Here is a 26,498-nt window from a genome sequence, read left to right on the forward strand (position 1 = left end):
TGTCTTGGGCCTGGGGTGGCAGCGGCCTGCCGCGCCTTCCGGGTCCCGCGGGACCCGGAAGGCGTGAGGGACTGCGTCCGGGTCAGACCAGGGCGCCGGTGACGGACTCGGCGGCGGCCAGGGCGCGGCCGGAGGCCACGTACTGGACGGCCTCCTCGATCTCGGGGGCGAGCCAGCGGTCGGTGCCGGGGCCCTCGACGGTCTCGCGCAGCCCGTCGCGCACCGCGGCCGTGGCCGGGGCGGGGGTGAGCGGGGCGCGCAGGTCGAGGGCGCGGGCGGCGGTGTAGAGCTCGACGGCGAGGACGCGGCCGAGGCCGTCGACGGCGCGGCGGAGCTTGCGGGCGGCCGCCCAGCCCATGGACACGTGGTCCTCCTGCATGGCGCTGGAGGGGATCGAGTCGACGGAGGCCGGGGTGGCGAGCCGCTTGAGCTCGGAGACGATCGCGGCCTGCGTGTACTGGGCGATCATGTGGCCGGAGTCGACGCCCGGGTCGTCGGCGAGGAAGGCGTTCAGACCGCGGTTGCGGGCCGGGTCGAGGAACCGGTCGGTGCGGCGCTCGGAGATCGAGGCGACGTCGGCGACGGTGATGGCGAGGAAGTCGAGCACGGCGGCGACGGGGGCGCCGTGGAAGTTGCCGTTGCTCTCGACGCGGCCGTCGAGGGTGACGACCGGGTTGTCGACGGCGCTGGCGAGCTCGCGGGAGGCGACGAGTGCGGCGTGGCCGAGGGTGTCGCGGGCGGTGCCGTGGACCTGCGGGGTGCAGCGCAGCGAGTAGGCGTCCTGGACGTAGGTGCAGTCCGGGCCCGCGTGGCTGGCGATGATCGCCGAGTCGGCGAGCAGGGAGCGCAGGTTGCCGGCGCTGTCGCCCTGGCCGGGGTGCGGGCGCATGGCCTGGAGGTCGGCGGCGAACACGGCGTCGGTGCCGAGCTGGCCCTCGACGCTCATGGCGGCGGCGATGTCGGCGGTGCTCAGCAGGCGGCGCAGGTCGTGGAGGGCGAGGACGAGCATGCCGAGCATGCCGTCGGTGCCGTTGATGAGGGCCAGGCCCTCCTTCTCCTCCAGGACGACCGGGGTGATGCCGGCCTCGGCGAGGGCCTCGGCGGCGGGCTTGCGCTCGCCGTCGGCGGTGCGGACGACGCCCTCGCCCATGACGGCGAGCGCGCAGTGCGCGAGGGGGGCCAGGTCGCCGGAGCAGCCGAGCGAGCCGTACTCGTGGACGACCGGGGTGATGCCCGCGTTCAGGAGCGCGGCGTAGGCCTCGGCGGTCTCGGTGCGGACGCCGGTGCGCCCGGTGGCGAGGGTGGACAGGCGCAGCAGCATCAGGGCGCGTACGACCTCGCGCTCGACCTCGGGGCCGGAGCCCGCGGCGTGCGAGCGGACCAGGCTGCGCTGGAGCTGGGTGCGCAGTTCGGTGGGGATGTGGCGGGTGGCCAGGGCGCCGAAGCCGGTGGAGACGCCGTAGTGGGGCTTGGCGTCGTCGGCGAGGGCCTTGACGACCTCGCGACTGCGGGCGATCTCCTGGAGCGCCTCGGGGGCGAGGGCCACCTGGGCCCCGTGACGGGCAACGGACACGACTTCGTCGGCGGAGAGGGCACCGACACCAACAACAACGTTCATGTCCCTATGAAGGCGCAGGCGGGGAGGGGTGCGCGAGGCATGCGGGACAGCTCGTGTCTGGGATACAAGACATCTGGTCTGGGATCCCAGACAGTAGGTTTACGGCGTCCCTGGTCTACGCTCGCCCCATGAGCATCGTCCCTGCCGCAGCGCAGGTGCTGGCCGTCCTGCGCTACCTGTCCCGTCAGGCCGCCCCCGTCCCCGCGGCCGCCATCAGCCGGGACGTGGGGCTGCCGCGCTCGACGACCTACCACCTGCTCGACACCCTGGCCGCGGACGGCTTCGTGGTCCATCTGCCGGAGGAGCGGCGCTACGGTCTCGGGCTCAGCGCCTTCGAGTTGGCCTCCGGGTACGAGCGCCAGGCGCCGTTCCAGCGCCTCGCGCGGGCCCCGCTCGCCTCCCTCGTGGACCGCACCGGGCACAACGCGAACCTCGCCGTCCTGCACGGCCGCGAGGTCATCTACGTCATCGAGGAACGCGCCCCGGGCCGCCCGCCCCTGGTCAGCGAGGTCGGCGTCCGGCTGCCGGCCCATCTGACGGCGAGCGGCCGGGCGGTGCTCGCGCTGCTGCCGCCCGCGCAGGTGCGGGCGATCTTCCCGGACCGGTCGGCGTTCGTGCAGCGGCACGGTGCCGGTCCGGCGACGCTGACGGCGCTGCGCGCGCTGCTCACCCAGGCGCGGCGCCGCGGGTACGCGACGGAGGAGGGCGAGGTGACGCCGGGCCTCTCCTCGATCGCCGCGCCGGTCCTCGACCATCACGCGCATCCGATCGCGGGGATCGCGGTCACCTTCCCCGACGAGGCCGTCGACGAGGCGGAGCGGCAGCGGATCGCGGGGCATGTGGCGCAGACGGCACGGGAACTGACCCGCCGGGTCGGCGGCGCGACGCCCGCCCCCTGAATCGCACCGCGATTACTTTAGGTAATAGGTCGGCAATCCTGAGTTTCGGAGCGCTCAAGATCGTGCGCCGACGGGTGGGAAATCCCCTGCCGTTAACACAGACTTTAACGATGTTTTGGCAGGTCAGGCCGACAAAAACAGCGTAAATCGGATGACCCGAAGATGGGGGCTCCCCAACCGGCACATCGTGGGCTTAACTTATGTGCCATGACCTCCCCCCGCTCCACCTATGGAGGCGGTTACCACACCGCGCCGTCCTTCCCGGACACCCCCATCTACGACTCCCTCGTCGCGGAGCGGGGCACGCCTCAGATCGCCCCGATCCGAGTGCCCGCCGCCTACGACACCGGCAGCAGTTACGCCGGCGCCGGAAGCGGTTCCTACCTGCCGGCGCTCCCCGCGGCACTGCCCGCCCTGCCGGCGGCGCCCAGCCCGCAGCCCGCCCCCGCGTACGGCGGCGGTTACGGCTACCCGCAGCCGGCGGCGCAGATGGCGCCCGTCCCGATGCAGCACGCCCCCACGCCGTACATCCCGCAGCAGCCGGTGGCCCCGCGCGGCTACCCGGGCGGCGGGTACCCGCAGCAGCCCCGCCCGGCCGCCGCCGGATACGAGGCGATGCGCCCGGTGGCCCCCCGGCCCGCGCCGGTTCCGGCCCCCGCGCCGTACGACGACCCGTACAACCGTCCTTACCAGGGTGGAGGTTACTGACAAGCTCTGCGCAGCGGCCGACGGGAGGGCCGGGGCGGCTGGCAGGATGAGGGCATGTCCACTCCTCTGCTCCGCTCCGTCCACATCCACCCGGTGAAGGCCATGCGCGCGCTGGCCCGCACGGAGGCCGAGGTCCAGCCGTGGGGGCTGGCCGCGGACCGCCGCTGGACCGTCGTCGACGCCGCGAACAAGGTGGTGACGCAGCGCCGTCACCCGCGGATGGCGCTGGCCACGGCGGAGCCGCTGCCGGGCGGCGGGGTCTCCCTGTCCGCTCCGGGCCACGCGAGGCTGGAGGTCGAGGTACCGCACTCCTCGACCACGGTCGCGGTGGAGATCTTCGACAAGTTCGTGGAGGCGGTCCCGGCCGACCCCGCCGCGGCCGCCTGGCTCTCGGCGTACCTGGAGAGCGACGTACGGCTCGTGCACATGGACGCGCCCGAGCACCGGCGGCCGGTCGACCCCGACTACGCGCTGCCCGGCGAGACCGTGAGCTTCGCGGACGGCTATCCGCTGCTCGTCACCACCACCGCCTCGCTCGACGCCCTCAACTCGCTGATAGCCCAGGGCGACCACGCCGACGAGGGCCCGCTGCCGATGAACCGGTTCCGGCCGAACCTGGTGATCGAGGGAACCGCCCCCTGGGCGGAGGACGGCTGGAAGCGGCTCGCCGTCGGAGAGGTCACCTTCCGGGTCGCCAGGCCCTGCGGGCGCTGCGTCGTGACCACGACGGACCAGCTCACCGCCGAGCGGGGCAAGGAGCCGCTGCGGACCCTCGCCAAGCACCGCACGAGCGACGGCCGGGTCAACTTCGGCCAGAACCTCGTCCCCGAGCACACCGGCACGGTCCGGGTCGGCGACGCGGTGAAGATCCTGGACTGACCGGACTGACCGGACTGACCGGACCGACCGGACCGCCGGCCACCGGTCCCGCATCACTTTTCCCCGGCCCGACAGGCGGGGAACCCGGGCCCGGGGCACACTCGTTGGAGGCATGGTGAACATCGAGGCGGTGTACAACTAGGGGGTCCAGACGTGCGCGCAGCCACCGGACTCTGGCGCTGGCGGCACAATCCCCTGCGCCGGACCACTGATCTCGCCGAGGCGTGGGTCGCCTTCGCGGCGATCGTCCTGCTCTGCCTCCTGGTGCCGCTGACCGGCTGGGTGGCCGGCTCCTCCGCGTACGGTTCGCTGTCGCGCGCGGTGCGTACGCAGCAGGCGCAGCGGCTGCCGACGACCGCCCGGGTGGTGCGGCTCGCCGACGGGCCCGTGAGCGGCCCCAAGTCCGTCGAGACCGCCGGGGAGGAGCGGCTGCGGCGCTCGGTCGTGGCCCGCTGGACCGCACCGGACGGCTCGGCCCGCACGGGCACGGTGGCGACGGCCCGGCAGCACTCCGCGCCCGGCGCCTCCTTCCGGCTCTGGACGGACCGGGGCGGGCACCCGGTGGCGCCGCCGATGCAGCCGGGGACGGCTCGCGCGCACGCGTTCATCGCCGGTCTGACGGCCGCGCTCCTCGCCGGTCTCCTGGTGGAGCTCGTCCGCCGCCTCGCCGTCCGAAGACTGGTGCTGCGGAGGTACGCGCGCCTCGACCGCGCCTGGGCGGCGGCGGGTCCCGACTGGGGCCGTACGGGGACGGGGAGCTGACCCGCCCGCACGGCCGCGCGGCGTCCGAGTTCGACCGGTCCACGACCGGGTCCGACCGGTCCGGACCGCCCCGGACCGGCGGTGACGCGTCCCGGGCGGCGGTCGGCCCCCGGTACGCCCGGGGGCCGGCGACCCGTCAACCCGGCGGCGCCGCGCGCGCTACGGTGGGGCATCGGATCAGCGGCGAGGCATGAGGCGGGGGCAGGACACACCCATGGCACAGGGCACGGTCCAGGTGACGCACACCGGCACATCGCGGTGGCGGCGCCGCACGGGTGAGTACCCCTCCCTCGCCGCCGCCCTTGAGGCCGCGGGCGACGGGGACGTCCTCACCGTCGCGCCCGGCACCTACCGGGAGAACCTCGTGATCCGACGGGCCGTCACCCTGCGCGGCCCCGAGGGCGGGGTCGGCTCGGTGCGGATCGCGCCCCCGGACGGGGTGCCCCTGACCCTCCGCGCCTCCGTCACCGTGCAGGACCTGCACATCGAGGGGCAGGACGTGGCCGCGCCCGCGCTGCTCGTCGAGGACGGCACGCCCGAGCTGCTCGACCTGCGGATCATGACCCGCTCGGCCGCCGGGATCGAGGTGCGGGGCGCCGGCCGGCCGACGGCCCGCCGCTGCACGGTCGACAATCCGGCCGGGGTCGGCATCGCCGTGCTCGACGGCGCGGGCGGGGTGTTCGAGGAGTGCGAGGTGGTCTCCGCCGGGCAGGCGGGCGTCTCCGTGCGCGGCGGCGCGCATCCGCGGCTCGAACGCTGCCGGGTGCACCACGCCTCCGGTGCGGGGATCGCCGTGTCCGGCGAGGGCAGCGGCCTGGAGGGCGTCGGCTGCGAGGTGTACGAGATCAAGGGCGCCGGTCTGCAGATCGCGGCCCGCGCGAGCGCCCACCTCACCGACTCCTCCGTGCACCGCACCTCGGCGGACGGCATCACGCTCGACACGGACGCGGTGCTCACGCTCTCCGACTGCGACATCCACGACGTCCCGGAGAACGCGGTCGACCTGCGCTCGCGTTCGGTCCTGACGCTGACCCGGTCGACCGTCCGCCGCTTCGGGCGCAACGGCCTGTCGGTGTGGGACCCGGGGACGCGGGTGGACGCCAACCAGTGCGAGATCCACGACAGTACGGGCGACTACCCGGCGGTGTGGGTGAGCGACGGGGCGACCGCCGTCCTCGACGCCTGCCGGGTGCACGACGTCCCGGACGCGCTGTTCGTCCTGGACCGCGGCTCGCGCGTCGACGTCGTCGACAGCGATCTGACGCAGGTGCGGAACACGGCGGTGTCGGTGAGCGACGGGGCCACGGCCCAGCTCGACGACTGCCGGATCCGGGAGGCCTCCACGGGCGCCTGGTTCCGGGACCACGGCAGCGGCGGCACCCTCGGCGGCTGCACGATCGACTCGGTGCAGACCGGCGTCATCGTCACCAAGGGCGCCGACCCCACGATCGACCGGTGCGTGGTCACCTCGCCCGCCGAGGCCGGCTTCTACGTGTCGGCGGAGGGCCGCGGCTCCTTCCACGGCTGCCGGGTGACGGGCAGCGGAGGGTACGGCTTCCACGTCACGGACGGCTGCCGGACGACCCTGCGCAAATGCCGTACGGAGCGGTGCGCGCGCGGCGGTTACGAGTTCCCCGAGGAGGGCGCGAGCGCGGAGGACTGCACCAGCGACGAGAGCGCCGTCCGCTCCTCCGTGCCCGACGGCGGCACGGTCCTGACGGCCACGCAGTCGGCGGGGCTGCTCGGCACCGTGCCCCCGCCGCGCCCCCCGGTGGCGGTGCCGGCCGCGCCGGAGCCCGCCCCCGAGGCCCGCTCCTCGCAGGACGTGCTCGGCGAGCTGGACGCCCTGGTGGGTCTGGAGAGCGTCAAGCTGGAGGTGCGGACCCTCACCAACATGATCGAGGTGGGGCGCCGGCGCCAGGAGGCGGGCCTCAAGGCCGCCTCGGTCCGCCGCCATCTGGTCTTCACGGGCAACCCGGGCACGGGCAAGACGACGGTCGCCCGGCTGTACGGCGAGATCCTCGCCTCGCTCGGGGTCCTGGAGCGCGGGCACCTGGTGGAGGTCTCCCGGGTGGACCTGGTCGGCGAGCACATCGGCTCGACCGCGATCCGCACGCAGGAGGCCTTCGACCGGGCGCGCGGCGGCGTCCTCTTCGTCGACGAGGCGTACGCGCTGTCGCCGGAGGACTCCGGGCGGGACTTCGGCCGCGAGGCCATCGACACGCTGGTGAAGCTGATGGAGGACCACCGGGACGCGGTGGTGGTCATCGTCGCCGGGTACACGGCGGAGATGGAGCGCTTCCTCACCGTCAACCCGGGAGTGGCCTCGCGCTTCTCGCGGACCATCACCTTCGGCGACTACGAGCCGGAGGAACTGCTCCGGATCGTCGGCCAGCAGGCCGACGAGCACGAGTACCGGCTCGCCCCGGGCACGGACGAAGCGCTCCTCACGTACTTCGAGAAGCTGCCCAAGGGCCCGGCGTTCGGCAACGGCCGGACGGCGCGGGGGACCTTCGAGTCGATGGTGGAGCGGCACGCCGGCCGGGTCGCCGTGCTCGCCGAGGCGAGCACGGACGACCTGACCCTGCTCTACCCGGAGGACCTGCCCGACCTCCCCTGATCGGCGACGGTCTCGGTGCGCTGGTGGGGAAGGGCCGGCGGGAGCCGGTCGAGGAGCGCGGAGCGGCAGCGGGCGAACGCCGGATCGGCCTGGTAGTCGGAGTGGGCCAGGATCGGTTCGGGCAGCGGGTGTTCGCGGGTGCGGCCGTACGCGACGGGGTCGAGCAGCACCGCCGCGTCGACGGCCGGACGGCCGTCCTCCGCGGGGACCCGGACGGGACCGCCGATCGGGTCCGTGGAGCGGTACAGATTGCTCCAGCAGTGCATCGTGCGGTTCAGGCCGCGCAGCGCCTCGGGCCCGAAGTAGGCGGGGAACCAGCGGCCGTACAGCCGCTCCAGGGGTGAGCCGTACGTGAGCAGGGCGACCCGGCTCCGGGTGGCGGGCTGCAGCTGCCAGACGGCGGCCGCGGCCAGGACGCTGCCCTGGGAGTGCCCGGAGATGACGAGCCGGCCGCCGGTGCTGCGGGTCCAGGAGCTCATCCGCCAGGTGAGGTCGGGGACCGCGCGCTCGGCGTAGCAGGGCGGCGCGAAGGGATGGGCGGCTCGGGGCCAGAAGGTGCCGACGTCCCAGAGGATGCCGATGGTGCGGCGGGCGGAGGCGTCCCTGTAGGCGCGGCGGCCCCAGGTGACGAAGAGCAGGAAACCGAAGCCGATCATCCACGAGCCGAGGGCCTGGGTGACGGAGGCGAGGGAGGCGATCGCGGGGTGGGCCCCGTCGAAGGCCCGGCCCGGGACGTTTCCGCTGGCCCAGGCGCCCGCGACGGACGCGGCCCCGAGGAGCAGGGTCGCGCCGGAGACGACGCCGACGAGGACGGGCGCGGAGTCGGTGAGCGAGGCGCGGGCCCGGCCGGCCGCGATCTGTCCCGTACGGACCGGGTCGGGTTCGTCGGCGGCGTCGTAGTCGGCCTCGACGGCGGCACGCAGGCGCCGGGCGTCCAGGACGGTCCGGGCGGCGAGGAGGGCGGCGGGCACGAGGAGCAGCAGGAGGAGGACGGGGATGACCGAGGCCTGCCAGCTGAGGAGGACGGGCGGGCCGATCCGGACCGCATCCCGGCCCGCCGACCCGTCGAGCCAGTCGGCGACGCGCTGCGCCACTCCCCCGGACATGACGCCGCCGAGCGCGCACGCCAGCATGGCGACCGCGGGCCCGCCGAGTCCGCGCAGGGCGGTACGGGGGTCCCTGCGGGGCCGCTGGAGGAGCAGGGCGACGACCCCGAGCCCGACGACGAGGCCGCCCTGGACGAGGGTGAGGGCGCCGAACACGGCGTCACCGGGGAGGGTTCCGGAGGAGGTCCAGCCGGGCCGGGACCAGCCGGCGTGCACGGCGGTGAGCGCGAGCACGGCGAGGGAGGCGGCGGGCAGCCAGGAGACCAGGGCCCGTTCGACGCGCAGGTCGAGCCGGCGCTCGCTGCGGCCGCGCCGGCAGACCACCCAGAGCACGACGACGGCGAGGACGGCGACGGCCGCCCGGAGCGCCCAGCCGAGGACGGTGAGGAGGCCGGGGGCGCCGGCGTCGTGGCGGGTGGTGGCCGTGACGAGGGCGGCGGCGACGGTGAGGAACCCGGCGGCGGTGTGGGCGGCCCTCAGGCGGGCGACGAGCCGGCGGCCGTACCAGAAGCCGGGGCGGCCCAGCGCGGGGCGGAGCTCCACGGGACCCGCCGGTTCGGCGGCGTCCGCGGCCTCGGTGTCGGCCTGGGGCTCCACGACGGGGGCGTCGTACCCGGTGGGCGGGCGCTGCGCCTCGTACGCGCTCCAGGTCCGGTTCGAGAGGTACCAGAGCAGTCCGACGAGCGCGGTGGGCACGAGGGCGGCGAGGGCGAGGCGGCGGCCCGGCACGGACCACCAGCCGCCGCGGTCGGCGGAGAGGAAGCCGAGCCAGGAGTAGGCGTCGGTGCAGGCGGTGGTGGCGGCGCACTGCCAGGCCGTCAGATCGAGCGCCACCTCGCAGGCGGCGGCGGTGAGGAGGACGGTGAGCGTGAGGGCGACGAGCCGGACGAGGACCCCGTACAGCCGGACGAGGCCCGGCCTGCCCTGGGCGGGCGGCCGCATCCAGTGCGCCAGGTTGGCCACCATGAAGGGCAGGAGCAGCAGCCAGAGGGCGCGGGCGCCGTCGCCCGAGGTCAGGTTGGACCAGCAGTACGCCTCCGGGACGGGGCGCGCCGCGTACCGCTCGGGATGCTCCTCGGCGTCGAGGTCCTCGCCGCGCCGGTACATGGCGGCGGTCCGGTCGCCGGTGACCCGCACGGTCCTGGGGTCGTCGAGCATCGACTCGGGGGTGGCTCCGCCGACTCCGTGGACGAGGAGTTCGAGCGCCGCGCCCCCGCTCTGCGGGGCAGGTGTGGCAGGGGACACTGAGGGGACTTCCTCTCAGAGTGGGAAGATGCGACGTCGGCAACAGGATCGCGGACGGCCGTGCGACCGCGCACGGACTCTCACCGAATCCGACACTCATCCCCTTGTCTCCTGCGGAAGGACCGGCCCCGGCGGTGACTGACAACCAGAACCTCCTCGCCGAGCAGCGGCGTGCCCTGATCCTCGACGAGGTACGTCGGCGTGGCGGTGTGCGGGTCAACGAACTCACCCGCCGGCTGAACGTCTCGGACATGACGATCCGCCGCGACCTGGACGCGCTGGCCCGGCAGGGCATGGTCGCCAAGGTGCACGGCGGGGCCGTTCCGGTGGCGGAGGCCAGCACCCACGAGCCGGGCTTCGAGGCCAAGTCGGTGCTCGAACCGAGCGCCAAGGACGAGATCGCCCGCACGGCGGCGGCCCTGGTCGCGCCGGGCACGGCCATCGCCCTGTCCGGCGGGACGACCACCTACGCGCTCGCCCGGCACCTGCTCGACGTGCCGGACCTGACGGTGGTGACCAACTCGGTGCGGGTCGCCGACGTGTTCCACGAGGCGCAGCAGACGGGCGGCGGGGGCGAGGCGCGGCGCGGGGCGGCGACGGTCGTCCTGACCGGCGGGGTCCGCACGCCGTCCGACGCGCTGGTGGGTCCGGTCGCGGACCGGGCGATCCGCTCGCTCCACTTCGACCTGCTCTTCCTCGGCGTGCACGGCGTGTCGGTGGAGGCCGGCCTGTCCACGCCGAACCTGGCGGAGGCCGAGACCAACACGTGCCTGATGCGCTCGGCGCGCCGGGTCGTGCTGGTCGCGGACCACACCAAGTGGGGGACGGTGGGCCTGAGTTCCTTCGCGACGCTCGACGAGGTCGACACGTGGGTGACGGACCGCGGCCTGCCGGACGGCGTCCGGTCCGAGGTGACGGAGTACGTACCGGGCCTGCTGGTGGCGAACGAGCAGTCCTGAGCCCCGCGTTGCGGCCTGCGCCCCGCCGTCGTGGCCGCCCGTCTCTGCCTCCTCCGGTCGGGCCGGGCCTCCTCACCCTTGGGGCGGGCGGTCGTGACCTGCCTTTCTCTCCACCTTGCGCTTCCTCCTGTCCCCTTCGACCTCCTTGACGTTCCAGGGGCCGGAGACGACGGAGGGGACCTCACCGGAGACCACGGAGGACAGCGGCCGGCCGTCTTCGTCGTAGACGGTGGCGACGTCCGTCAGCTGCCAGAAGAAGTTGAGCTCGGAGTGCTCACCGAGGTTCTGGTAGGTGCTGGAGACGAAGGACGTCGTCTGCGTGGACACGGTGAGCTGCTGGCTGGTGGTGGACGACTCGCTCAGGGAGGCGGAGACGGACGCGCTGAACGGCCCCCATCCGGCGCCGGCACTCACGCCGACGGACGCGTTGGTGGTCTCGGAGTCCGAACTGCTCTCCTGTACGCCCTGGCTGACGGTGTAGCTGACGGTCCGGGTCTCCCCCGGGGCGAGGCTGTACGACTCCCCCGTGCAGTGCCAGAACTGTTCACGGGTGACGGCCACACCGAGCGCGGCCTGGTCGTCCGCCCACGTGGTCACCGGGGTGCGGGCCGTGGTGCCGTGCTGGACGAGACCGGTGGCCACCAGGACACTCGGTCCGTCCTGCGGGACGAGCATGTCCGCGCTGGGCTCGGGGATCGGTCCGATGTCGTTGGGGTCCAGCAGGTCGAACCCCGAGAAGGTCATGGTGCTCTTGCCGCCGGGATTCTGCAGGACGGCGGCGAAGGCACCGGAGTAGTGGGACTTGGCCAGCCAGTAGCTCTCGGCCCAGCAGTCGCCGGTGATCACGGCGTTGTCGCCGTCGGCCCCCATGACGAGGCCCGGCAGACCCGCGGTCCAGTTCCCGTCGGTGTCGGGCCCGCACAGGTCGCCGGCCTGGTCGACGTAGAAGATGTCGAGGGGGATCGTGAGGTCGTTGATGACCAGGACCGAGGCCCTGGCCTTCCTGGGGGGTGAGACGAGGGTCCCGTCGAGGGCCGCCAGGTAGTTGTCGTTCATGCGCATGGTGAGCTCCGATCACCTGCCGCGCATCCGCGCGCGAGGCAGAGCCACTCAGAATTCGGGTTCGTCGGTGAGGTAGTAGAGGCGTGGGCCCCGCTCGGTGTGGACGAGGGCCAACGGTCCCTGCGGGGCCACCCCGGCGGGGGCCGGAAGTTTCAGATCGGCGGTCAGGTCCCACCACTGCCGGTCCGACTCCGGTCCCCTCCACAGGGCGAGGTGGTCGTCCTCGTCCACGTAGGACACCCAGGGGCGGTGGTCGGTGCTCGCCGCGCATGCGACGGAGCTGTTGGCGGCCACCACCGGACGGGCTCCCTTCCGGGTCGTGTAGATGTCCTGGGTGTCCCAGCCGGACCCGGATTTCGCCCAGAGCGGTTCGGCTGCCCGGCCGCAGAGGGCGACGCCCTCCACGGCACGGTCGGCCGGCGCGGCCGCGAGCGGGCTTCCGTCCTCGAGCTGTCTGACGCCTTTCCCGCCGAGGTTCTGCGACCGCCACGTGTTCTTCTCGTCCCCGTAACCCATCATCTCGATGAGGTTGTCGTCGGTGTCCGCGTAGTAGACGCGCCGGCGGTCGTTGCCCCACCCCACGGCGGTCAGCCCGCTGAGCGGGGAGGCCGAGGGGAGCTTTGCGAAGGCCGTGAGATCGGTGATCCTAGTCACCGGCTGCCCGAAGCCCTCCACCTCGATGACGTGATGGTGCTTGTCGAAGAAGTAGACGAAACGGCCCCTGCCGTTCTGCAACGCGGCCAGCGGGCTGTACGCCGGGACCTTGGGGATGCGGCGCTTCACCATGAAGGTCCAGGTGCCCCTGGCCTTCATGACGACGAGATTGCCGTCCTCCTCCACGTAGTAGAGCATCATCGTCCTGGACCGCGTCCCGGCGACGGCGAACGGACTGTTCCACGCGGCCACGGGAACCCCGATGCGGCTGGTGAGGTTCTTGTAGCCCCAGGCGCTTCCGTCGGTCCTCAGTTCGATGATGGCGCCGTCGGTGTCCGCGTAGTAGACGCACCGACTGTCCGATCCCCATCCGATGGCGACGAATCCGCTGGTCAGGGCCGGAAAGGGGGCGGGTCTCGCAATGCCGCGCCCCTCGTCGCCGGCCGCGGCGATGTTGAGGTTGGTCCACTGGAACGAGCCGTCCGGCTCCTGGGCCACTTCGATGACCGCCGTGTAGCCGCCACCCGGCATCACGCCTGTGGGGCGGGCGCCCGCTGTCGCCATGATCTCCTCCAGCTGTCGGTGGGTGTACCTCGCCTCGGGCCGTCTTGTCCCCTAGGCCGACCGGAGCTGCTCCGGCGCCGGGCGGAGGGAGACGATCTCGGGCCTGTCGTCCCGGATCTCGGCACGCGGAGCAGGCGGGTCCAGATCCTCTTTCTCCAGGGTGTCGACCTTGACGGGGCCCCAGACGACGGAGGGGCCCGTGGCGGAGACGACCGATGACAACGGGGTGCCCGTCTCGTCGAACACGGTGAGGGTGTCGGTCAGTTGCCAGTACAGGCACAGCCAGCCGTGGGCCGAATCGTTGGAGTAGCTGTTCGACGTGAAGCTGGTCGTCTGGGTGGACACGGTGACCTGCTGGGTCTTGGTCGAGGACTTGCTCAGGGAGGCGTTGACGGAGGCGCTGAACGGGCCCCAGCCGGCGCTGGCGCTGGTGCTGACCGACCCCGTCACCGTCCTGGTGTCGGACGAGCTGTCCTGCATCCCCTGCGTCTGCGTGTAGTTGACGACCTTCTCCTCGCCGGCCGCGAGGCTGTAGGAGTTCGGCAGGCGCTGCCAGAACTGCTCGCGGGTGACGAACCTGTCCTTCTGCAGCACCCCCACTCCCACCAGGATCCTCGGCCCGTTCGGCGGGATGATCATGGAGCCGGTGGGCACGGGGGTCTCCCCGATGTCGTCCGGGTCCAGCAGGTCGCGGCAGGTGACCGTCACGGCGGCGTTGTCCCTGTCGGCTCGCCAGACCGCGGCGAAGGCGCCCGAGTACCCGACCTTGGCGACGAAGTAGTAGGAGCGGTCGATGTTGTTCCAGGTGAGGGTCGCTCCGGGGTCCAGGACCTGGCCCGGGTAGCCGGGGGCGAGTCTGCGGGTCCGCTTGTTGCGGCCGTACAGCAGACCGTCGAGCCCGACCCAGTACACCAGCAGGTGTACCGGCGTGCCGTTGGTGACCGTCATGTTCGTCCGGCCCCCGTCGTCCTCGGACTTGAGGGTTCCGCTCACCGCGTCCCGATAGGTGTCGTTCATGCGCATGGGGGTGCTTCTCCTTCGGCCGTGGAGCCGGGCCGTCTACTCCTCGCTCGTGTAGTAGACGCGCGGGCCGCTGGTGTAGATGGCGGTGATCGGACTGGGGACACCGGTGGCGACATCGGGCAGGTCCAGCTCGGCGCCCAGGCGGCGGGCGGTCCAGACGCCCCCGGACCCCCGCAGTTCGATCAGGTGGTCGTCGCCCTTTCGCGGGCCTGCGCCCGCGTCGGCGGCGCCCAGGTAGTAGACCTGGACCGCCCCGCTGTCGGGGCCGGCCACGGCGGCCGGTGAACTGCCGTCAGCGGCGGCGGGGGCGCCCGCACCGTCGTCGGTGTTCACGCCGGCGTGGTCGACGTCCCAGCCACGGCCGTTGAAACCCACCTCGACCACCATCCGGTCGGCGTCGAGGTAGTAGAGCCGCGGATGTCCCTCGGCGGTGAGCAGGACCGCCGGCCGGCTGCCGGCCGTCGCGGCCGGGGCCCCGTAGGCGGACAGGCTCCGCACCCGCCACACCACGCCGCCCTCGGGATTCTTCTTCGTGCCCTCGACGACCTCGTGTTCCAGCTGCACGGGTCTGTCGTTCCCGTCGAGGAAGTACACGAGCCGGGAATCGGCACCGCGGCCGACCGCGGTCAGCGGACTGAGCGGAGAAGGGGTCGGGCACCCCTCGACACCGGCCGTCAGATCGGCGGACGACCAGCCCTCCGCCCCGAGCCACGACACCTCGACGACATGGCCGCGCCCGTCCAGGTAGTAGGAGTACTCGCCCTGCCCGGTGGTGACGGCGGCCAGCGGGCTGATCGGCGAAGCCCGCGGGGCGTCGGCGCACACGGTGTACGTCCACTCCCGCGACCGTTCCTCCAGCCTCACCAGACGGCGACCGCCGTCGAGCCGGCCGTCGTCGAGGTAGTGGACCCGCAGGTCTCCGATCTCTCCCGTCACCGCCAGGGCGCTTCCCGCATCGGCGCTGGGGGCACCGATCCAGGTGGTGAACACCCGGTACCCGGCCCACCGACCGTCCGGCAACGAGGGTTCGTACGCCGTGCCGACGACGCTCCTGTCGAGGTCCTGGTAGTAGACCCGGCGGTCGTCCTCGGCCGATCCCGCGGCCGCCAACCCGCTCCCCGCGACCGGCACCGGACTGACCTGCCGCCACGCCGGCCCCTCATCGGAATCCGGAGGATCAGGCGTTCGCCGCTCGGAGAAGTTGATGTCCGAGTACCCCCACTTCCCGTCCTGTTCCGCCACCTCGATGATGCTGAAGACCTTCTCGGCCATGCCTCTCACGCCCCTGTCCCTTCCGTCCGCCGGGCGCGGCCGTCACAGCGAGCCCCACCGCCCCGCGCAGTCCCGCCCCGGCGAAGTCCGGACCGGTGGTACCACCGTCGTCCTCCTCTCCACGGTGGACCCTCGCGGCGGCCGTCGCATCCGGAGGGAGAACCGATTGGCAGTCCAGCAGGGGAAGTTGACGCGCAGACGAGGACGTCGGCTCCGGACGGCGGTGCGCCCGCGGCAAGATGCGGGAGACCGCACTTGGTGGGTAGATGGACTGAGGGGCCCGCAGCCGATCCGAATTCGGCGCAGTTCCGAAGGACGGGTGTTGTGAAAGCATTCCCGAGATGGCGCTTGCACGAGTCCGTGGCGCATTGGATGTACGACCCGAACGTCGTCGGGCTCGACATGAGGTACAAGGTCGTCGGCGGTCGGGAGACACGCGACTGGGCGATCTGCGTACAGGTGCTGGAAAAGAAGTCGACGTCCGCCCTTTCTGCGGGAGAGCTGCACATCCCACCCGCCGTGGAGACCTTGACGGCCGATCCGGGAGTCTCCGCGGCGCGAGAGCTCACACCCACGGATGTGATAGAGGTCGAACAGCCCGTCCTCCATGAAGGATTCACGGGTTGGTACAGCCGTCCGGCCTGGGGCGGGCTCGGGATAGGCATCTGGAAAGAGGACGGAAATGGAATGCTGATGGGGACGATGACCGTCGCGGACTGGGGCGGCCCGGCCAGGATCATTTCCTCAGGTCACGTCCTCAGCACCAGCCACACAACCGGCAACCCTCCCACCATAAGCAAAGTAAGGCCTTCGGATCTCATCTTCCAGCCCCCAGGAGGGGTTGGACTGGAGCCCCCGGGCGAGTGGACAGAGAAAGAGATGAAAATCGGGCTGATAGAGAACAGCTACCCCCTCTTCCGCTACCCGGTAGGCCACTTGGGGCCCTATTACTTCAACACCTACGACCTCGCGTGGGCGCGCCCCCGGCGTCAAGCGACAAGCTATGCGATCGGACCGGGCGACACGTCTCCCATCTGGCCCCAGCCAAACCAGAGCATTGTCATCACGAACGTCGACGGGATACCGCAGATGGCGGATCTGAGTACACACGGAGGGCCTGCCTATGGGCTCCATGTGGCTTTCGCAGGAGTGACGACCGGATTGCATGAAGGGCGCATCAAAAGCGTTCGTTCACTATTGAAGACCTGGGGGGAAAACCGCCAATGCTACTATTGCTTCAGGGATCTCATACGCGTAGAGCCGACTTTGGGCGGGGCCGCCAAGTCGGGGGATTCTGGTGCAATGCTCGTCGGGCTGGACACCAAGAAAGGTGCGGGACTGGGCACCTTGGTCGGAGGCAATGCCCAGTCGATATATTTCGCGAGGATTCCCACTGCCAATCCAGGAACCGGGCAGCTGCAACAGCCGAATTACGCTCCCGGCCCGAATCCTCCCCCAGCAGACGGAACCCAGTCGATATGACCTCAGCCGCCGGGACGTCTCAGCAGGCGCGCTCGCCGGGCGTGAACACCCTTGTCGCGAAACGTGGTTGACGGGCCGCCCGGCGCCGCAAAGGCTCACACGGGCGGAGGAGGCGTGGCGTCGCCCGGACGGAGTGCGGGTCGTCGCCGCCGGCCCCCTGGGCAGTTGACGGTGCGTCAGCTAAGGTGCTTTCTCCGTCGCGTCCCCCGGGAGGATCCATGGCCCGCCGACTCAGGCCCGTGGAGCTCGACTTCACCAGCTCCGCGCCCGTCCGCCTGGTCTTCACCGCGAACCTCGCCGCCCCGCCCCCCGCCGTCTACCGGTCCGTGGCCGTGGAGGTGGGGAGCCTGCCCTCGTGGTTCACGGCCGTCACCTCCGCCGTCCCGACGGCGGACGGCTCGGCCCGTACCGTCCGGCTCCGCGGCGGGATCGCCTTCGACGAGACGATCCTGGCCTCCGAGCCGGACCTCCGCTACGCCTACCGGGTGGACACGACGAACGCCCCCGGGGTGACGGCGATGGCGGAGGAGTGGACCCTCTCCCCCACCGGGACGGGCACCCGCCTGCGGTGGACGATGGCCGCCGACGGCGCCGCCCCCTTCCGGCTGGCGCTGCGGCTCGCCGCACCCGGCGTGGGGCTCTCCTTCCGGGACGCGGCGCGCCGCCTCGACCGGCGGCTCACTCCGGCCAGGCCCCCGTCGCCAGGAACCGCTCGATAGCGGCGGAGTACGGGGCGATGTCGAGGCCCTGGGCGGCCAGCCAGTCGTCGGAGTAGTACTTGTCGAGGTACCGCTCGCCCGGGTCGCAGATGAGGGTGACGACGCTGCCGGTGCGCTCGTGGGCGACCATCTCGGCGATGATCTTGAAGGCGCTCCACAGGCCGGTGCCGGTGGAGCCGCCCGCCTTGCGGCCGATCGCGGTCTCCAGGGCGCGGACGGCGGCGACGCTCGCCGCGTCGGGGACCTTCATCATGCGGTCGACGGCCCCGGGCACGAAGCTGGGCTCCATGCGGGGGCGGCCGATGCCCTCGATGCGCGAGCCGCAGTCGGCGGTGGCGTTCGGGTCGTGGTGCGTCCAGCCGTCGAAGAAACAGGAGTTCTCGGGGTCGGCGACACAGATCCGGGTGTCGTGCTGCATGTAGTGCACGTAGCGGGCGATGGTCGCCGAGGTGCCGCCGGTGCCGGCGGTGGCGACGATCCAGGCGGGCTCCGGGTACCGCTCCAGCTTCAGCTGCTCGTACATCGACTCGGCGATGTTGTTGTTGCCCCGCCAGTCGGTGGCCCGCTCGGCGTAGGTGAACTGGTCCATGTAGTGGCCGCCGGTGCGCTCGGCGAGGGCGGCGGCCTCCTCGTACATCGTGCGCGAGTCGTCGACGAAGTGGCACTGCCCGCCGTGGAACTCGATGAGCCGGCACTTCTCGGGACTGGTCGTGCGGGGCATGACGGCGATGAACGGGACGCCGATCAGCTTCGCGAAGTACGCCTCGGAGACCGCGGTCGAGCCGCTGGACGCCTCGATGACGGGCTTTCCGGGACGGACCCAGCCGTTGCAGAGGCCGTAGAGGAAGAGGGAGCGGGCGAGGCGGTGCTTGAGGCTGCCGGTGGGGTGGGTCGACTCGTCCTTGAGGTAGAGGTCGATGCCCCACTTCTCGGGGAGGGGGAAGCGCAGGAGGTGGGTGTCGGCGGAGCGGTTGGCGTCGGCCTGGACCTTGCGCACGGCCTCCTTGAGCCAGGAGCGGTACGCGGGGTCGCTGCGGTCGATGTCGACGGTGGCCGTCGCGGCAACCGCACTCTCGTGGGTGGTGCTCATCCGTGCCTCTTCTCGCGTGTCGCCTCGGGGGTCTCCCACTGCCGACAATACCGCTCTCACCTGGGCAAACGTTCCCTTTGACGTTCCATAGGCCTTGCTTGTGGACGGGCCGCGGAAGGGCTACTGGTGCGGGCGGCGACAGCCCGGCACACTGGGTACGGCAACCGGGTGAAAGGGGCGGATCGGCATGGCGGAGCCCGAGTTCAGCGCCAGGGGCGTACGGATCGCGCGCTGGCCGCGCTCGCTGACGCGCGCGGGAGAGGTGCGGATCGAGGACGGCCGCCTCGCGCTCCTGACGAGCTACGGCAGCGAGATCGACAGCGCGCCGGTCTCGGCGGTACGGGCGGGGCGGCCGTGGTTCGCGAAGGCGGACGAGACGGTGGCGACCGTGAACGGCACGCGGTACCGGCTGACGCTCCAGGACCACGACCACGGCCGTGACGGCGGGTCCCGGACGTCGGGTCGTTTCCTCGCGGCGCTGAAGAGGGCGGCGGGGCGGTCCTGACCCCCTGACGGCGTCCTGAGCTGCGGCGGCTCGCGGCGAGTTGCGGGGCGGTCACGGCTGGTCCAGGCTGGAATCCACCTCACTGAGGGTTCAGCGGTGGTGACGCTGCGATCAGGTCGCCGCCCCCTTCTGTACCGCAGAGACAGATCCGTATCTTCGTCTTCTTCCGGACCACTTCGGGGAGTCGCAGCCGTGATCAGCGAGCCGAGCAGGTACTACGCGGTGGAGCTTCAGGCCCTGCCGTCGCGGATCGGACAGGTCCGCCGCATCATCTCCGCCCACCTCCGACATTGGCAGCTGGACGCCTTGATCGACCAGGCCGTCCTGGGCGTGACCGAACTTCTGACGAACGTGCACCGACACGCCCAGCCGGACAAGGGCTGCACGGTGGAGATCGAGCTGCTGCTCGACCGTCTCACCGTCTCCGTCCGGGACCACGATCCCCGTATCCCCGAGGTCTGCCCCGCCGACGCCTTCGGCCCGGTGGACGACCTCGACGCGCTCGCCACCTGCGGCCGGGGACTCGGCATCGTCGGGGCGGTCAGTGAGAGCTGGGGCATCCGGCCGTGCGGCGCGTCCGGCAAGGTCGTGTGGTTCACCCTCACGGCGCCGCCCGTCGGCGACCCCGTCGAGGAGTGCGCACGCGCCGGGTTCGCCGCCGTGCCCGAGGGCCTGTTCGCGGGCATCGGCTACAGCCGGCTCCCCGGCGTGCCGCTCAGCTCGCCGGCCGAGCCGCTGTCGGCACCGTCGTCAGCCCGCCCGGTCCTGGCGGGCCGGGCGGGCTGACGAGGCCCTCGCGGGTGCGCGGCCGGGCGGGCTGACGAAGCCTTCGGAGTGCGCGGCCGCACGGGCTGACGAAGCGGTCGGGCGGCGAGACCCCTCGGGGTGCCCGTCACTCCGTGGCGATCGCCCGGAGGATCTCGAGCCGCGCCGCACGGCGGGCCGGGCGCCAGGCCGCCAGGGCACCCGCCACGAGCCCGACCAGGGCGACGGCCGCGAGCCGCACGGCGGGCACGGCGAACACGAACGCGCTGTCGCCCGAGGCGCGGACGAGGACCCAGCCGAGGAAGCCGCCCAGGGTGAGCCCGCCGACCGTCCCGAAGGCGGCGACCAGGACGGACTCCCAGCGGACCATGGCCCGCAGTTGGGACCGGGTCTGCCCGACGGCCCGCAACAGGCCCAGTTCGCGGGTCCGTTCGTGGACGGCGAGGGTCAGCGTGTTCGCGATGCCGAGCAGCGCGATCAGGACCGCGAGCGCGAGGAGCGCGTAGACGAGGGTGAGCATCATGTCGATGCCGCCCGCCGAGGCCTCCGCGTACTCGGCGCGGGTCTGCACCTCCGGATGGCCGTACCGGTCGGCGACCGCGGTCACGGCGGCCTTGCCGTCCTCGGCGCGGACGCCGTCCGCGAAGGAGACGGCGACCAGCCGGTCGGCGTCCTGGGTGCGGTGCGGGGCCCAGGCCGCCCGGGTGACGAGGTAGTCGCCGGCGAGGTCGGAACGTTCGTACACCGCGCGGACCGTGAAGGTGTGCCGGCTGCCGTCGGTGAACGTCAGCTCGGCGGTCCGGCCGGGTGCGAGACCGGAGGCGGCGGCCTCGTCGGCGGCGACGGCGAGCCCGTCCGTACCGAGTGCGGTGAGGGAACCCCGTACCTCTCCCAGGTCCAGGACGCGGGCGAGCGCGGCCGGGTCGGTGACGGTGAGCGCGCGGCCCCGGCCGTCCACCTCCGCGACGCCGCGCCCCAGGCCCACGGCGGTGTCGACCTCGGGCAGCGCGGCGACGGCCGGGGCGAGGCGGGGGCTGAGCCCGCTGCCGCCCGCGCCGAACGAGGGCGCGCCGACGGCCACGTCCCCGGCGAAGGAGCGGTCGACGGTCCGGTCCATGGTCGCCTTGAGGGAGGCGCCGAAGACCGTGAAGAGGGTGACGACGGCGACCCCGATCATCAGGGCGGTGGCCGTCGCGGCCGTACGGCCCGGACTGCGCAGGGCGTTGCGACGGGCGAGGCCGCGGTTGACGCCGCGCAGCGGGCGGCCGAGCACCCGTACGGCGAGGGCGGCGGCGACCGGTCCGAGGACCACGAACGCGGCGACGGCGAGCACGGCCCCGGTGGCGGCGGGCCACAGCGAGGGGCTGCTGCCGAGGACGCCGGCGAGGACCGTGCCGACGGCGGCGGCGAGCAGGGCGCCGCCCGTCAGCGCGCGCCGGCGTGAGGTGCCCGAGCCGTCCACGTCCGTCTCGCGGAGCGCGGCGAGCGGGGCCGTCCGCCCGGCCCGTACGGCCGGCAGGAGCGCGGAGCCGGCGCAGACCGCGAGTCCGACGCCGAGCGGCAGGAGGAGGGAGGTGCCGGTCACGACGAGGTCGCCCTCGGGGAACGGGAAGCCGATCGCGGGGAACAGCGCCTGGAGTCCGGCGGCCACGCCGATCCCGGCGAGGAGCCCGGCGAGCGAGGCGAGCAGTCCGACGGTGAGCGCCTCGGCGAGGGTGCCGGCGACGATCTGGCGGCGGGCGGCGCCGATGGCCCGCAGGAGGGCGTTCTCGCGGGTCCGCTGGGCGACGAGGACGGCGAAGGTGTTGTGGATGGTGAAGACGGAGACGAGGACCGCGACCCCGCTGAACACGAGCAGGAAGGTGGTGAAGAGGTCGAGGAAGCGGCCGGAGACCATCTCGGTGTTCTCCTCGGCGGCCTGCTGTCCGGTGATCGCCTCGACGCCGTCGGGCAGCGCGGGCCTCAGCGCGGCGACCAGCTCCTCCTGGGAGACGCCCGGCCCGGCGCGTACGGCGATGCTCGTCGCCTCTCCGGGGCGCGCCGTCAGGTACTTCTCGGCGTCGGCGCGGGTGAGGCCGGTCCAGGTGACCTGCCCCATGCCGTCGGCGCCGCCGAAGGTGGCCAGGCCGACGACGGTGACCTTCACCGGGTCGGGGGTGCGCAGGACCGTCGTGTCGCCGATGCCGAGACCGGCCGTCTTCGCGGCGCCCCGGTTGACGACGACCTCGCCGGAAGCGCTGGGCTCGCGTCCCTCCGCGAGGCGGTACGGGTTGAGGGCGGCGTCCTCGATCCAGTTGCCCGCGAGGGTGGGCGGGCCCTTGCCGCCGACGGGCGTGCCGTCGGCGGCGAGGAGCTGTCCCGCGCCCTCGATCCGGGGCGCGGCGGCGGCGACGCCGGGGACCCGGGCGAGGCGCTCGGCGAGGGCGGCGTCGACGGGGCCGCGGGTGCCCTGGGCCTCGCCGGCGGCGGTCACGGTGGTGGCGCTGCGGACGATGGCGTCGGTGCCGCGGGTGGCGCTGGTGAACATCGAGTCGAAGCTCGCGCGGAGGGTGTCGCCCATGACGAGGGTGCCGGTGAGGAAGGCGACGCCGAGGAGGACGGCGGCGAAGGTGCCGAGGAAGCGGCGCCGGTGGGCGCGGAGCGAGGACCGGGCGAGCCGGAGGGTGGCGGGGGTGTTCACGGCGCACCTCCGGGGACCGTGGTGATGCCCGTGTCGAAGGCCTTCATGCGGTCGAGGACGAGGTCGGCCGTGGGGCCGGTCATGCGGTCCACGAGCCGTCCGTCCGCGAGGAAGATCACCTCGTCGGCGTGGGCGGCGGCGACCGGGTCGTGGGTGACCATGACGACCGTACGGCCGGTGTCGCGGACCGTACGGCCGAGCAGGCGGAGCACCTCCTCGCCGGACCGCGAGTCGAGGTTGCCGGTGGGTTCGTCGGCGAAGACGACGTCGGGGTCGCCGGCGAACGCGCGGGCGACGGCGACGCGTTGCTGCTGTCCGCCGGAGAGCTCGCTCGGCCGGTGGTGGAGGCGGTCGCGCAGTCCGACGGTGTCGACGAGACGGTCGAACCGCCGGCGGTCGACGGTGCGCCCGGCGAGGTCGAGCGGGAGGGTGATGTTCTCGGCGACGGTGAGGGTCGGGAGCAGGTTGAAGGCCTGGAAGACGAAGCCGATCCGGTCGCGGCGCAGCAGGGTCAGGCGCCGGTCGTCGAGGGTGGACAGATCGGTGTCGCCGACGAGCGCGGCGCCGGAGGTGAGCGTGTCGAGCCCGGCGGCGCAGTGCATCAGCGTGGACTTCCCGGACCCGGAGGGGCCCATGACGGCGGTGAAGCGGCCGGCGGGGAAGTCGACGCTCACCCCGTCGAGGGCCCTGACCTCGGTGTCGCCGCGGCCGTACACCTTGACGGCGTCGACGACCCGGGCGGCGGGGGCGGTCATGTCCGGCGCCCCTTCGGATCCGTGGCGCGGCGGCCGAACTGCTCCTCCAGGACGCTCAGGCGCCGCCAGTACTCGTCCTCGTCGATCTCGCCGGCCGCGAACCGGTGGCCGAGCAGGGCGATGGGCGAGCGCTCGTCGGGTCCGGCGTCGCGCCACGGACCGCCCCGGCGCCATCCGAAGCGGCGGGCGACGGTGACGATCCCGATGACGACGGCGGCCCAGACGAGGGGGAAGAAGAGGACCCACGGGCCGGGGCCCGCGTAGGCGAGTGTGTTCATGAGGGTTCAGCTCCTCGGTGTCGTGTCCGTGGTTCGAGGCTCCCTCCGGAAGGGGGTCCGGGTCGTCGTACGGGCAGCGGCTCCTGACGTACGACACCGGGAGTACGTCGCCGCGGTCGGTGCTCCTTCCTTTCTGTACCTACTGGTATGTACAGTGCGGTCATGAGCATGAGCACCTCGGAGCGGCTGATCGAGGCGACCCGCGAACTGCTGTGGGAGCGCGGCTACGTCGGCACGAGCCCCAAGGCCGTCCAGCAGGCGGCGGGCGCGGGCCAGGGCAGCATGTACCACCACTTCGCCGGCAAGCAGGACCTGGCGCTGGCCGCCATCCGGCGCTCGGCGGAGGAGCTGGGTGCGGCGGCCGAGGCGGTCCTCGGCGGCGGGGGTTCGGCGTACGCCCGCATCGAGGCGTACCTGCTGCGCGAGCGCGACGTCCTGCGCGGCTGCCCGGTGGGCCGGCTGACCATGGACCCGGAGGTCGTCGCGGACCCGGAGCTGCGCGCACCGGTCGAGGAGGTGCTCGGCCGGGTGCGGGGCCGGCTCGCCGAGGTCGTCCGGGAGGGCCTGGACAGCGGCGAACTGAGCGGCGGCCTCGATCCGGAGGAGATCGCGGCGACGGTCCTCGCCACCGTGCAGGGCGGGTACGTGCTGGCCCGCGCGACGGGTTCCCCCGCGCCCTTCGACACCGCCGTACGCGGACTGCTCGCCCTGCTCGCCCCCATCCCCCGCTGAAGAGACGGAGCCTTCCCGTGCACGCGATGCAGTACGAGATCACCCTGCCCGCCGACTACGACATGGAGATCATCCGCAAGCGGGTGGCGACCAGGGGGCATCTGCTCGACGCCTTCCCCGGGCTCGGCCTCAAGGCGTATCTGATCCGGGAGCGCGAGGACGGTTCGCCCGTGAACCAGTACGCGCCGTTCTACCTCTGGGCCGCCCCCGAGGGCATGAACTCCTTCCTCTGGGGCCCCGGTTTCCAGGGCATCGTGAACGACTTCGGCCGGCCGGTGGTGCAGCACTGGACGGGCCTGGCGTACGAGGAGGGGCCGGCGGCCGCGTCGGCGCCGGGTGCCGCGACGCGCCGGAGGGTTCCGCTCGGGGAGGGTGTCCCGCCGGGCGAGGCCGTGGCGGAGGCGGTGGCCCGGCACGCGCGGGAGGCGCGGCGGGACGGGGTGGTGGCCTCCGCCCTCGCGGTGGACCCGCGGCACTGGGAGCTGCTGGGCTTCACCCTGTGGGCGGGCCCGGAAGCGCCCGCCGGCGAGGGCGAGCGCTTCCGGGTGCTGCACCTGTCGGCTCCGGGCCGCGCGGCGCTCGGCGCGGGACGGCAGTGGTGAGACGGGGCCGCGGTGGGCCTCAGGCCACGGCGACGAGGGTGAGGTAGGCGATGCCGAGGACGCCCCGGTAGCCGTTGAGCCAGCTGGAGCGCTGCCGGTCGACGCGCTCGCGCGTCTCGGCGGCGAGCGGGTGGTCGGGGTGGGCGGCGAGCCAGACCTCGGTGTCGTACCGGTAGCCGGACTCGAACTCCTCCCACTCCTCCGCGCTCGCCGTCTCGATCCACGCGGGCCGGAAGCCCGCCTCGACGGCGAGGTCGACGAGCGCGCCGAGGGAGAAGTGGTCGCCGGCGCTCGCGCCGGGCCACATCCCGGCGAGCTCCGTCTCGGTGGGCGTGCGCTCCCAGAAGCCCTCGCCGAGCACGACCCGCCCGCCGGGCCGGACGAGCCGCCGCAGCTCGCGCAGGACGGCGGCGGGGTCGTACGGCAGTTCGGGGTCGCAGAGCGCCTGGCTGGACCCGAGGCAGAGGATCGCGTCGACGGGGCCCCGGTCGGTGCCGAGCGCCGACTCCTCGACGAAGGCCACGCGGTCGGCGAGCCCGCGCTCCTCGGCGAGGGCCCGGCCGCGGGCCAGGTCCTCGGCGTTGATGTCGATGCCGATGCCCTTCGCGGCGGGGGCCGCCTCCAGGACGCGCAGGAGCAACTCGCCCCAGCCGCAGCCGATGTCGAGGACGTCGGCGGGGGCGGAGGCGGCGAGCCGCTCGATCATGCGCGTGGCGCGGGCCTCGGAGAGCGGGCCGTGGAAGGTGAGGCTGCCGAGGCGCGGGGGAAGGTCGGCTGCGGAAGAGGCGTCGGACGCCGAAGTGATCATGAGGGTGAACAGTACGGCGTCCCCGCTCCTCCGCCCACCGGTTTACCGGGGCAGGCCCTGGGCCTGCCTGACCCTTCGCGTCGGATCAGGCCGGGTCGTCCGGTGCGTGCGATCGGCGTGCGGTCGGGACACCCTCGTAGCGGAGCTACTTGGGTGTTTCGGCCGTGCGGCGAGCGTGCGTGCCGGACGGGCCGGACCCGACGGGAAGGGTCAGGCAGGCCCTAGCCTGGGTGGCGTGTACACCACGCGCGTGTCCCGTCACATCGACGCCCCCGCCGCGGTCGTCTACCGGTCGCTCCTCGACCCGGAGGCCGTCGCGCGGTGGCGGGTGCCGTACGGCATGGCCTGCGAGGTGCACGCCTTCGAGGCGCGCGAAGGGGGCGCGTTCCGGGTGTCGCTGCGGTACGAGTCCCCCGGAGGGGCCGGGAAGTCGGGGGCTCGTACGGACACGTACCACGGCACCTTCCTGGAGCTGGTGCCGTACGAACGGGTCGTCGAGAGCATCGAGTTCGAGGCGCCCGACCCCTCGCTGCACGGCACCATGATCCTCACGACGACGCTGACGGCGATCGGCGGAGGGACCGAGGTCCAGGTCGTCCACGAGGGGGTGCCGGACGCCGTTCCGCCCGCCGAGAACGAGGCCGGCACCCGTATGGCCCTGGACCGGCTGGCCGCCCTGGCGGAGGGGCGCCCCGATCCCCGGGGCTGACC

Annotated in this window: 24 protein-coding genes; 13 read left to right on the plus strand and 11 right to left on the minus strand. The window is 73.0% G+C overall.

What is annotated here, in order from left to right; translation table 11 throughout:
- Nucleotides 1-82: 82 nt before the first annotated feature.
- Nucleotides 83-1,618 carry a histidine ammonia-lyase gene (gene hutH / locus GGE06_RS12990; protein WP_116162482.1) on the minus strand — a complete coding sequence of 512 codons (1,536 nt, stop codon included), beginning with the start codon at nucleotides 1,616-1,618 and terminating at the stop codon, nucleotides 83-85.
- A gap of 128 nt (nucleotides 1,619-1,746) precedes the next feature.
- On the opposite strand from hutH, the gene GGE06_RS12995 reads away from it, so the two are divergent.
- The 5 genes from GGE06_RS12995 (at nucleotide 1,747) to GGE06_RS13015 (ending at nucleotide 7,486) form a co-directional block, all read left to right on the plus strand.
- The gene (locus tag GGE06_RS12995; RefSeq protein ID WP_116162480.1) at nucleotides 1,747-2,517 is read left to right on the plus strand and encodes an IclR family transcriptional regulator; all 771 of its coding nucleotides are present in this window, start codon (nucleotides 1,747-1,749) and stop codon (nucleotides 2,515-2,517) included.
- A 207-nt stretch (nucleotides 2,518-2,724) separates the two neighbouring features.
- Complete coding sequence (locus GGE06_RS13000) at nucleotides 2,725-3,225, plus strand: DUF6643 family protein (RefSeq protein WP_116162478.1); 501 nt, start codon at nucleotides 2,725-2,727, stop codon at nucleotides 3,223-3,225.
- Nucleotides 3,226-3,279: 54 nt separating this feature from the next.
- The gene (locus tag GGE06_RS13005) at nucleotides 3,280-4,104 is read left to right on the plus strand and encodes an MOSC domain-containing protein (RefSeq protein WP_116162476.1); all 825 of its coding nucleotides are present in this window, start codon (nucleotides 3,280-3,282) and stop codon (nucleotides 4,102-4,104) included.
- A 153-nt stretch (nucleotides 4,105-4,257) separates the two neighbouring features.
- Nucleotides 4,258-4,866, plus strand: a complete 609-nt coding sequence (locus GGE06_RS13010; RefSeq protein WP_184930897.1) for an Rv1733c family protein — start codon at nucleotides 4,258-4,260, stop codon at nucleotides 4,864-4,866.
- 214 nt (nucleotides 4,867-5,080) lie between these two features.
- Nucleotides 5,081-7,486 (plus strand): right-handed parallel beta-helix repeat-containing protein, encoded by a 2,406-nt coding sequence (locus GGE06_RS13015; protein WP_184930898.1) that lies wholly within the window; start codon nucleotides 5,081-5,083, stop codon nucleotides 7,484-7,486.
- Here GGE06_RS13015 and GGE06_RS13020 read toward each other — a convergent pair.
- Nucleotides 7,456-9,837, minus strand: a complete 2,382-nt coding sequence (locus GGE06_RS13020; protein WP_184930899.1) for a hypothetical protein — start codon at nucleotides 9,835-9,837, stop codon at nucleotides 7,456-7,458. The genes GGE06_RS13015 and GGE06_RS13020 overlap by 31 nt on opposite strands.
- Before the next feature lie 134 nt (nucleotides 9,838-9,971).
- On the opposite strand from GGE06_RS13020, the gene GGE06_RS13025 reads away from it, so the two are divergent.
- Entirely contained in the window at nucleotides 9,972-10,796 is an 825-nt protein-coding gene (locus GGE06_RS13025) for a DeoR/GlpR family DNA-binding transcription regulator (protein ID WP_181924708.1), read from the plus strand.
- Between the two features lie 72 nt (nucleotides 10,797-10,868).
- On the opposite strand, the gene GGE06_RS13030 is transcribed toward GGE06_RS13025, so the two are convergent.
- The 4 genes from GGE06_RS13030 to GGE06_RS13045 are packed head-to-tail and all read right to left on the minus strand — an operon-like array spanning nucleotide 10,869 to nucleotide 15,371.
- Nucleotides 10,869-11,858 carry a hypothetical protein gene (locus tag GGE06_RS13030; protein ID WP_116162468.1) on the minus strand — a complete coding sequence of 330 codons (990 nt, stop codon included), beginning with the start codon at nucleotides 11,856-11,858 and terminating at the stop codon, nucleotides 10,869-10,871.
- Between the two features lie 48 nt (nucleotides 11,859-11,906).
- Nucleotides 11,907-13,076, minus strand: coding sequence for a hypothetical protein (locus GGE06_RS13035; RefSeq protein ID WP_184930900.1), 1,170 nt, complete (start codon nucleotides 13,074-13,076; stop codon nucleotides 11,907-11,909).
- 51 nt (nucleotides 13,077-13,127) lie between these two features.
- Nucleotides 13,128-14,099 (minus strand): hypothetical protein, encoded by a 972-nt coding sequence (locus GGE06_RS13040; protein WP_116162464.1) that lies wholly within the window; start codon nucleotides 14,097-14,099, stop codon nucleotides 13,128-13,130.
- Between the two features lie 36 nt (nucleotides 14,100-14,135).
- Nucleotides 14,136-15,371, minus strand: a complete 1,236-nt coding sequence (locus GGE06_RS13045; RefSeq protein WP_184930901.1) for a hypothetical protein — start codon at nucleotides 15,369-15,371, stop codon at nucleotides 14,136-14,138.
- Nucleotides 15,372-15,743: 372 nt separating this feature from the next.
- Between GGE06_RS13045 and GGE06_RS13050 the strand changes: the two genes are divergently transcribed.
- Together GGE06_RS13050 and GGE06_RS13055 are read left to right on the plus strand one after the other, a co-directional pair.
- Nucleotides 15,744-16,853, plus strand: a complete 1,110-nt coding sequence (locus GGE06_RS13050; protein ID WP_147321114.1) for a hypothetical protein — start codon at nucleotides 15,744-15,746, stop codon at nucleotides 16,851-16,853.
- A 218-nt stretch (nucleotides 16,854-17,071) separates the two neighbouring features.
- A complete protein-coding gene (locus GGE06_RS13055) occupies nucleotides 17,072-17,572 on the plus strand; it encodes an SRPBCC family protein (RefSeq protein ID WP_116162460.1) in 501 nt (166 codons plus the stop codon).
- Here GGE06_RS13055 and cds1 read toward each other — a convergent pair.
- On the minus strand, nucleotides 17,532-18,662 hold the full coding sequence (gene cds1, locus GGE06_RS13060; RefSeq protein WP_116162458.1) for an L-cysteine desulfhydrase Cds1: 1,131 nt from the start codon (nucleotides 18,660-18,662) through the stop codon (nucleotides 17,532-17,534). The genes GGE06_RS13055 and cds1 overlap by 41 nt on opposite strands.
- Before the next feature lie 187 nt (nucleotides 18,663-18,849).
- Here cds1 and GGE06_RS13065 point away from each other — a divergent pair, with 187 nt between their 5' ends.
- Nucleotides 18,850-19,167, plus strand: a complete 318-nt coding sequence (locus GGE06_RS13065) for a hypothetical protein (protein WP_116162456.1) — start codon at nucleotides 18,850-18,852, stop codon at nucleotides 19,165-19,167.
- 192 nt (nucleotides 19,168-19,359) lie between these two features.
- Nucleotides 19,360-19,953 (plus strand): ATP-binding protein, encoded by a 594-nt coding sequence (locus GGE06_RS13070; RefSeq protein ID WP_181924707.1) that lies wholly within the window; start codon nucleotides 19,360-19,362, stop codon nucleotides 19,951-19,953.
- Nucleotides 19,954-20,059: 106 nt separating this feature from the next.
- On the opposite strand, the gene GGE06_RS13075 is transcribed toward GGE06_RS13070, so the two are convergent.
- The 3 genes from GGE06_RS13075 to GGE06_RS13085 are packed head-to-tail and all read right to left on the minus strand — an operon-like array spanning nucleotide 20,060 to nucleotide 23,645.
- A complete protein-coding gene (locus GGE06_RS13075; protein WP_116162454.1) occupies nucleotides 20,060-22,612 on the minus strand; it encodes an FtsX-like permease family protein in 2,553 nt (850 codons plus the stop codon).
- On the minus strand, nucleotides 22,609-23,367 hold the full coding sequence (locus GGE06_RS13080) for an ABC transporter ATP-binding protein (RefSeq protein ID WP_116162452.1): 759 nt from the start codon (nucleotides 23,365-23,367) through the stop codon (nucleotides 22,609-22,611). Before GGE06_RS13080 ends, GGE06_RS13075 begins: the two co-directional genes overlap by 4 nt.
- The gene (locus GGE06_RS13085; RefSeq protein WP_184930902.1) at nucleotides 23,364-23,645 is read right to left on the minus strand and encodes an SHOCT domain-containing protein; all 282 of its coding nucleotides are present in this window, start codon (nucleotides 23,643-23,645) and stop codon (nucleotides 23,364-23,366) included. Before GGE06_RS13085 ends, GGE06_RS13080 begins: the two co-directional genes overlap by 4 nt.
- Nucleotides 23,646-23,792: 147 nt before the next feature.
- Between GGE06_RS13085 and GGE06_RS13090 the strand changes: the two genes are divergently transcribed.
- Nucleotides 23,793-24,377, plus strand: coding sequence for a TetR/AcrR family transcriptional regulator (locus GGE06_RS13090; RefSeq protein ID WP_116162448.1), 585 nt, complete (start codon nucleotides 23,793-23,795; stop codon nucleotides 24,375-24,377).
- 17 nt (nucleotides 24,378-24,394) lie between these two features.
- On the plus strand, nucleotides 24,395-24,979 hold the full coding sequence (locus GGE06_RS13095; RefSeq protein WP_116162446.1) for a DUF4865 family protein: 585 nt from the start codon (nucleotides 24,395-24,397) through the stop codon (nucleotides 24,977-24,979).
- 19 nt (nucleotides 24,980-24,998) lie between these two features.
- Here GGE06_RS13095 and GGE06_RS13100 read toward each other — a convergent pair whose 3' ends face one another.
- On the minus strand, nucleotides 24,999-25,787 hold the full coding sequence (locus GGE06_RS13100) for a cyclopropane-fatty-acyl-phospholipid synthase family protein (protein ID WP_116162444.1): 789 nt from the start codon (nucleotides 25,785-25,787) through the stop codon (nucleotides 24,999-25,001).
- A 235-nt stretch (nucleotides 25,788-26,022) separates the two neighbouring features.
- On the opposite strand from GGE06_RS13100, the gene GGE06_RS13105 reads away from it, so the two are divergent.
- Nucleotides 26,023-26,496: an SRPBCC family protein gene (locus tag GGE06_RS13105; RefSeq protein ID WP_184930903.1), complete on the plus strand. Its 474-nt coding sequence runs from the start codon at nucleotides 26,023-26,025 to the stop codon at nucleotides 26,494-26,496.
- Nucleotides 26,497-26,498 lie beyond the last annotated feature (2 nt).

The sequence above is a fragment of the Streptomyces nymphaeiformis genome, from assembly GCF_014203895.1.
GTDB classification, from domain to species: domain Bacteria; phylum Actinomycetota; class Actinomycetes; order Streptomycetales; family Streptomycetaceae; genus Streptomyces; species Streptomyces nymphaeiformis.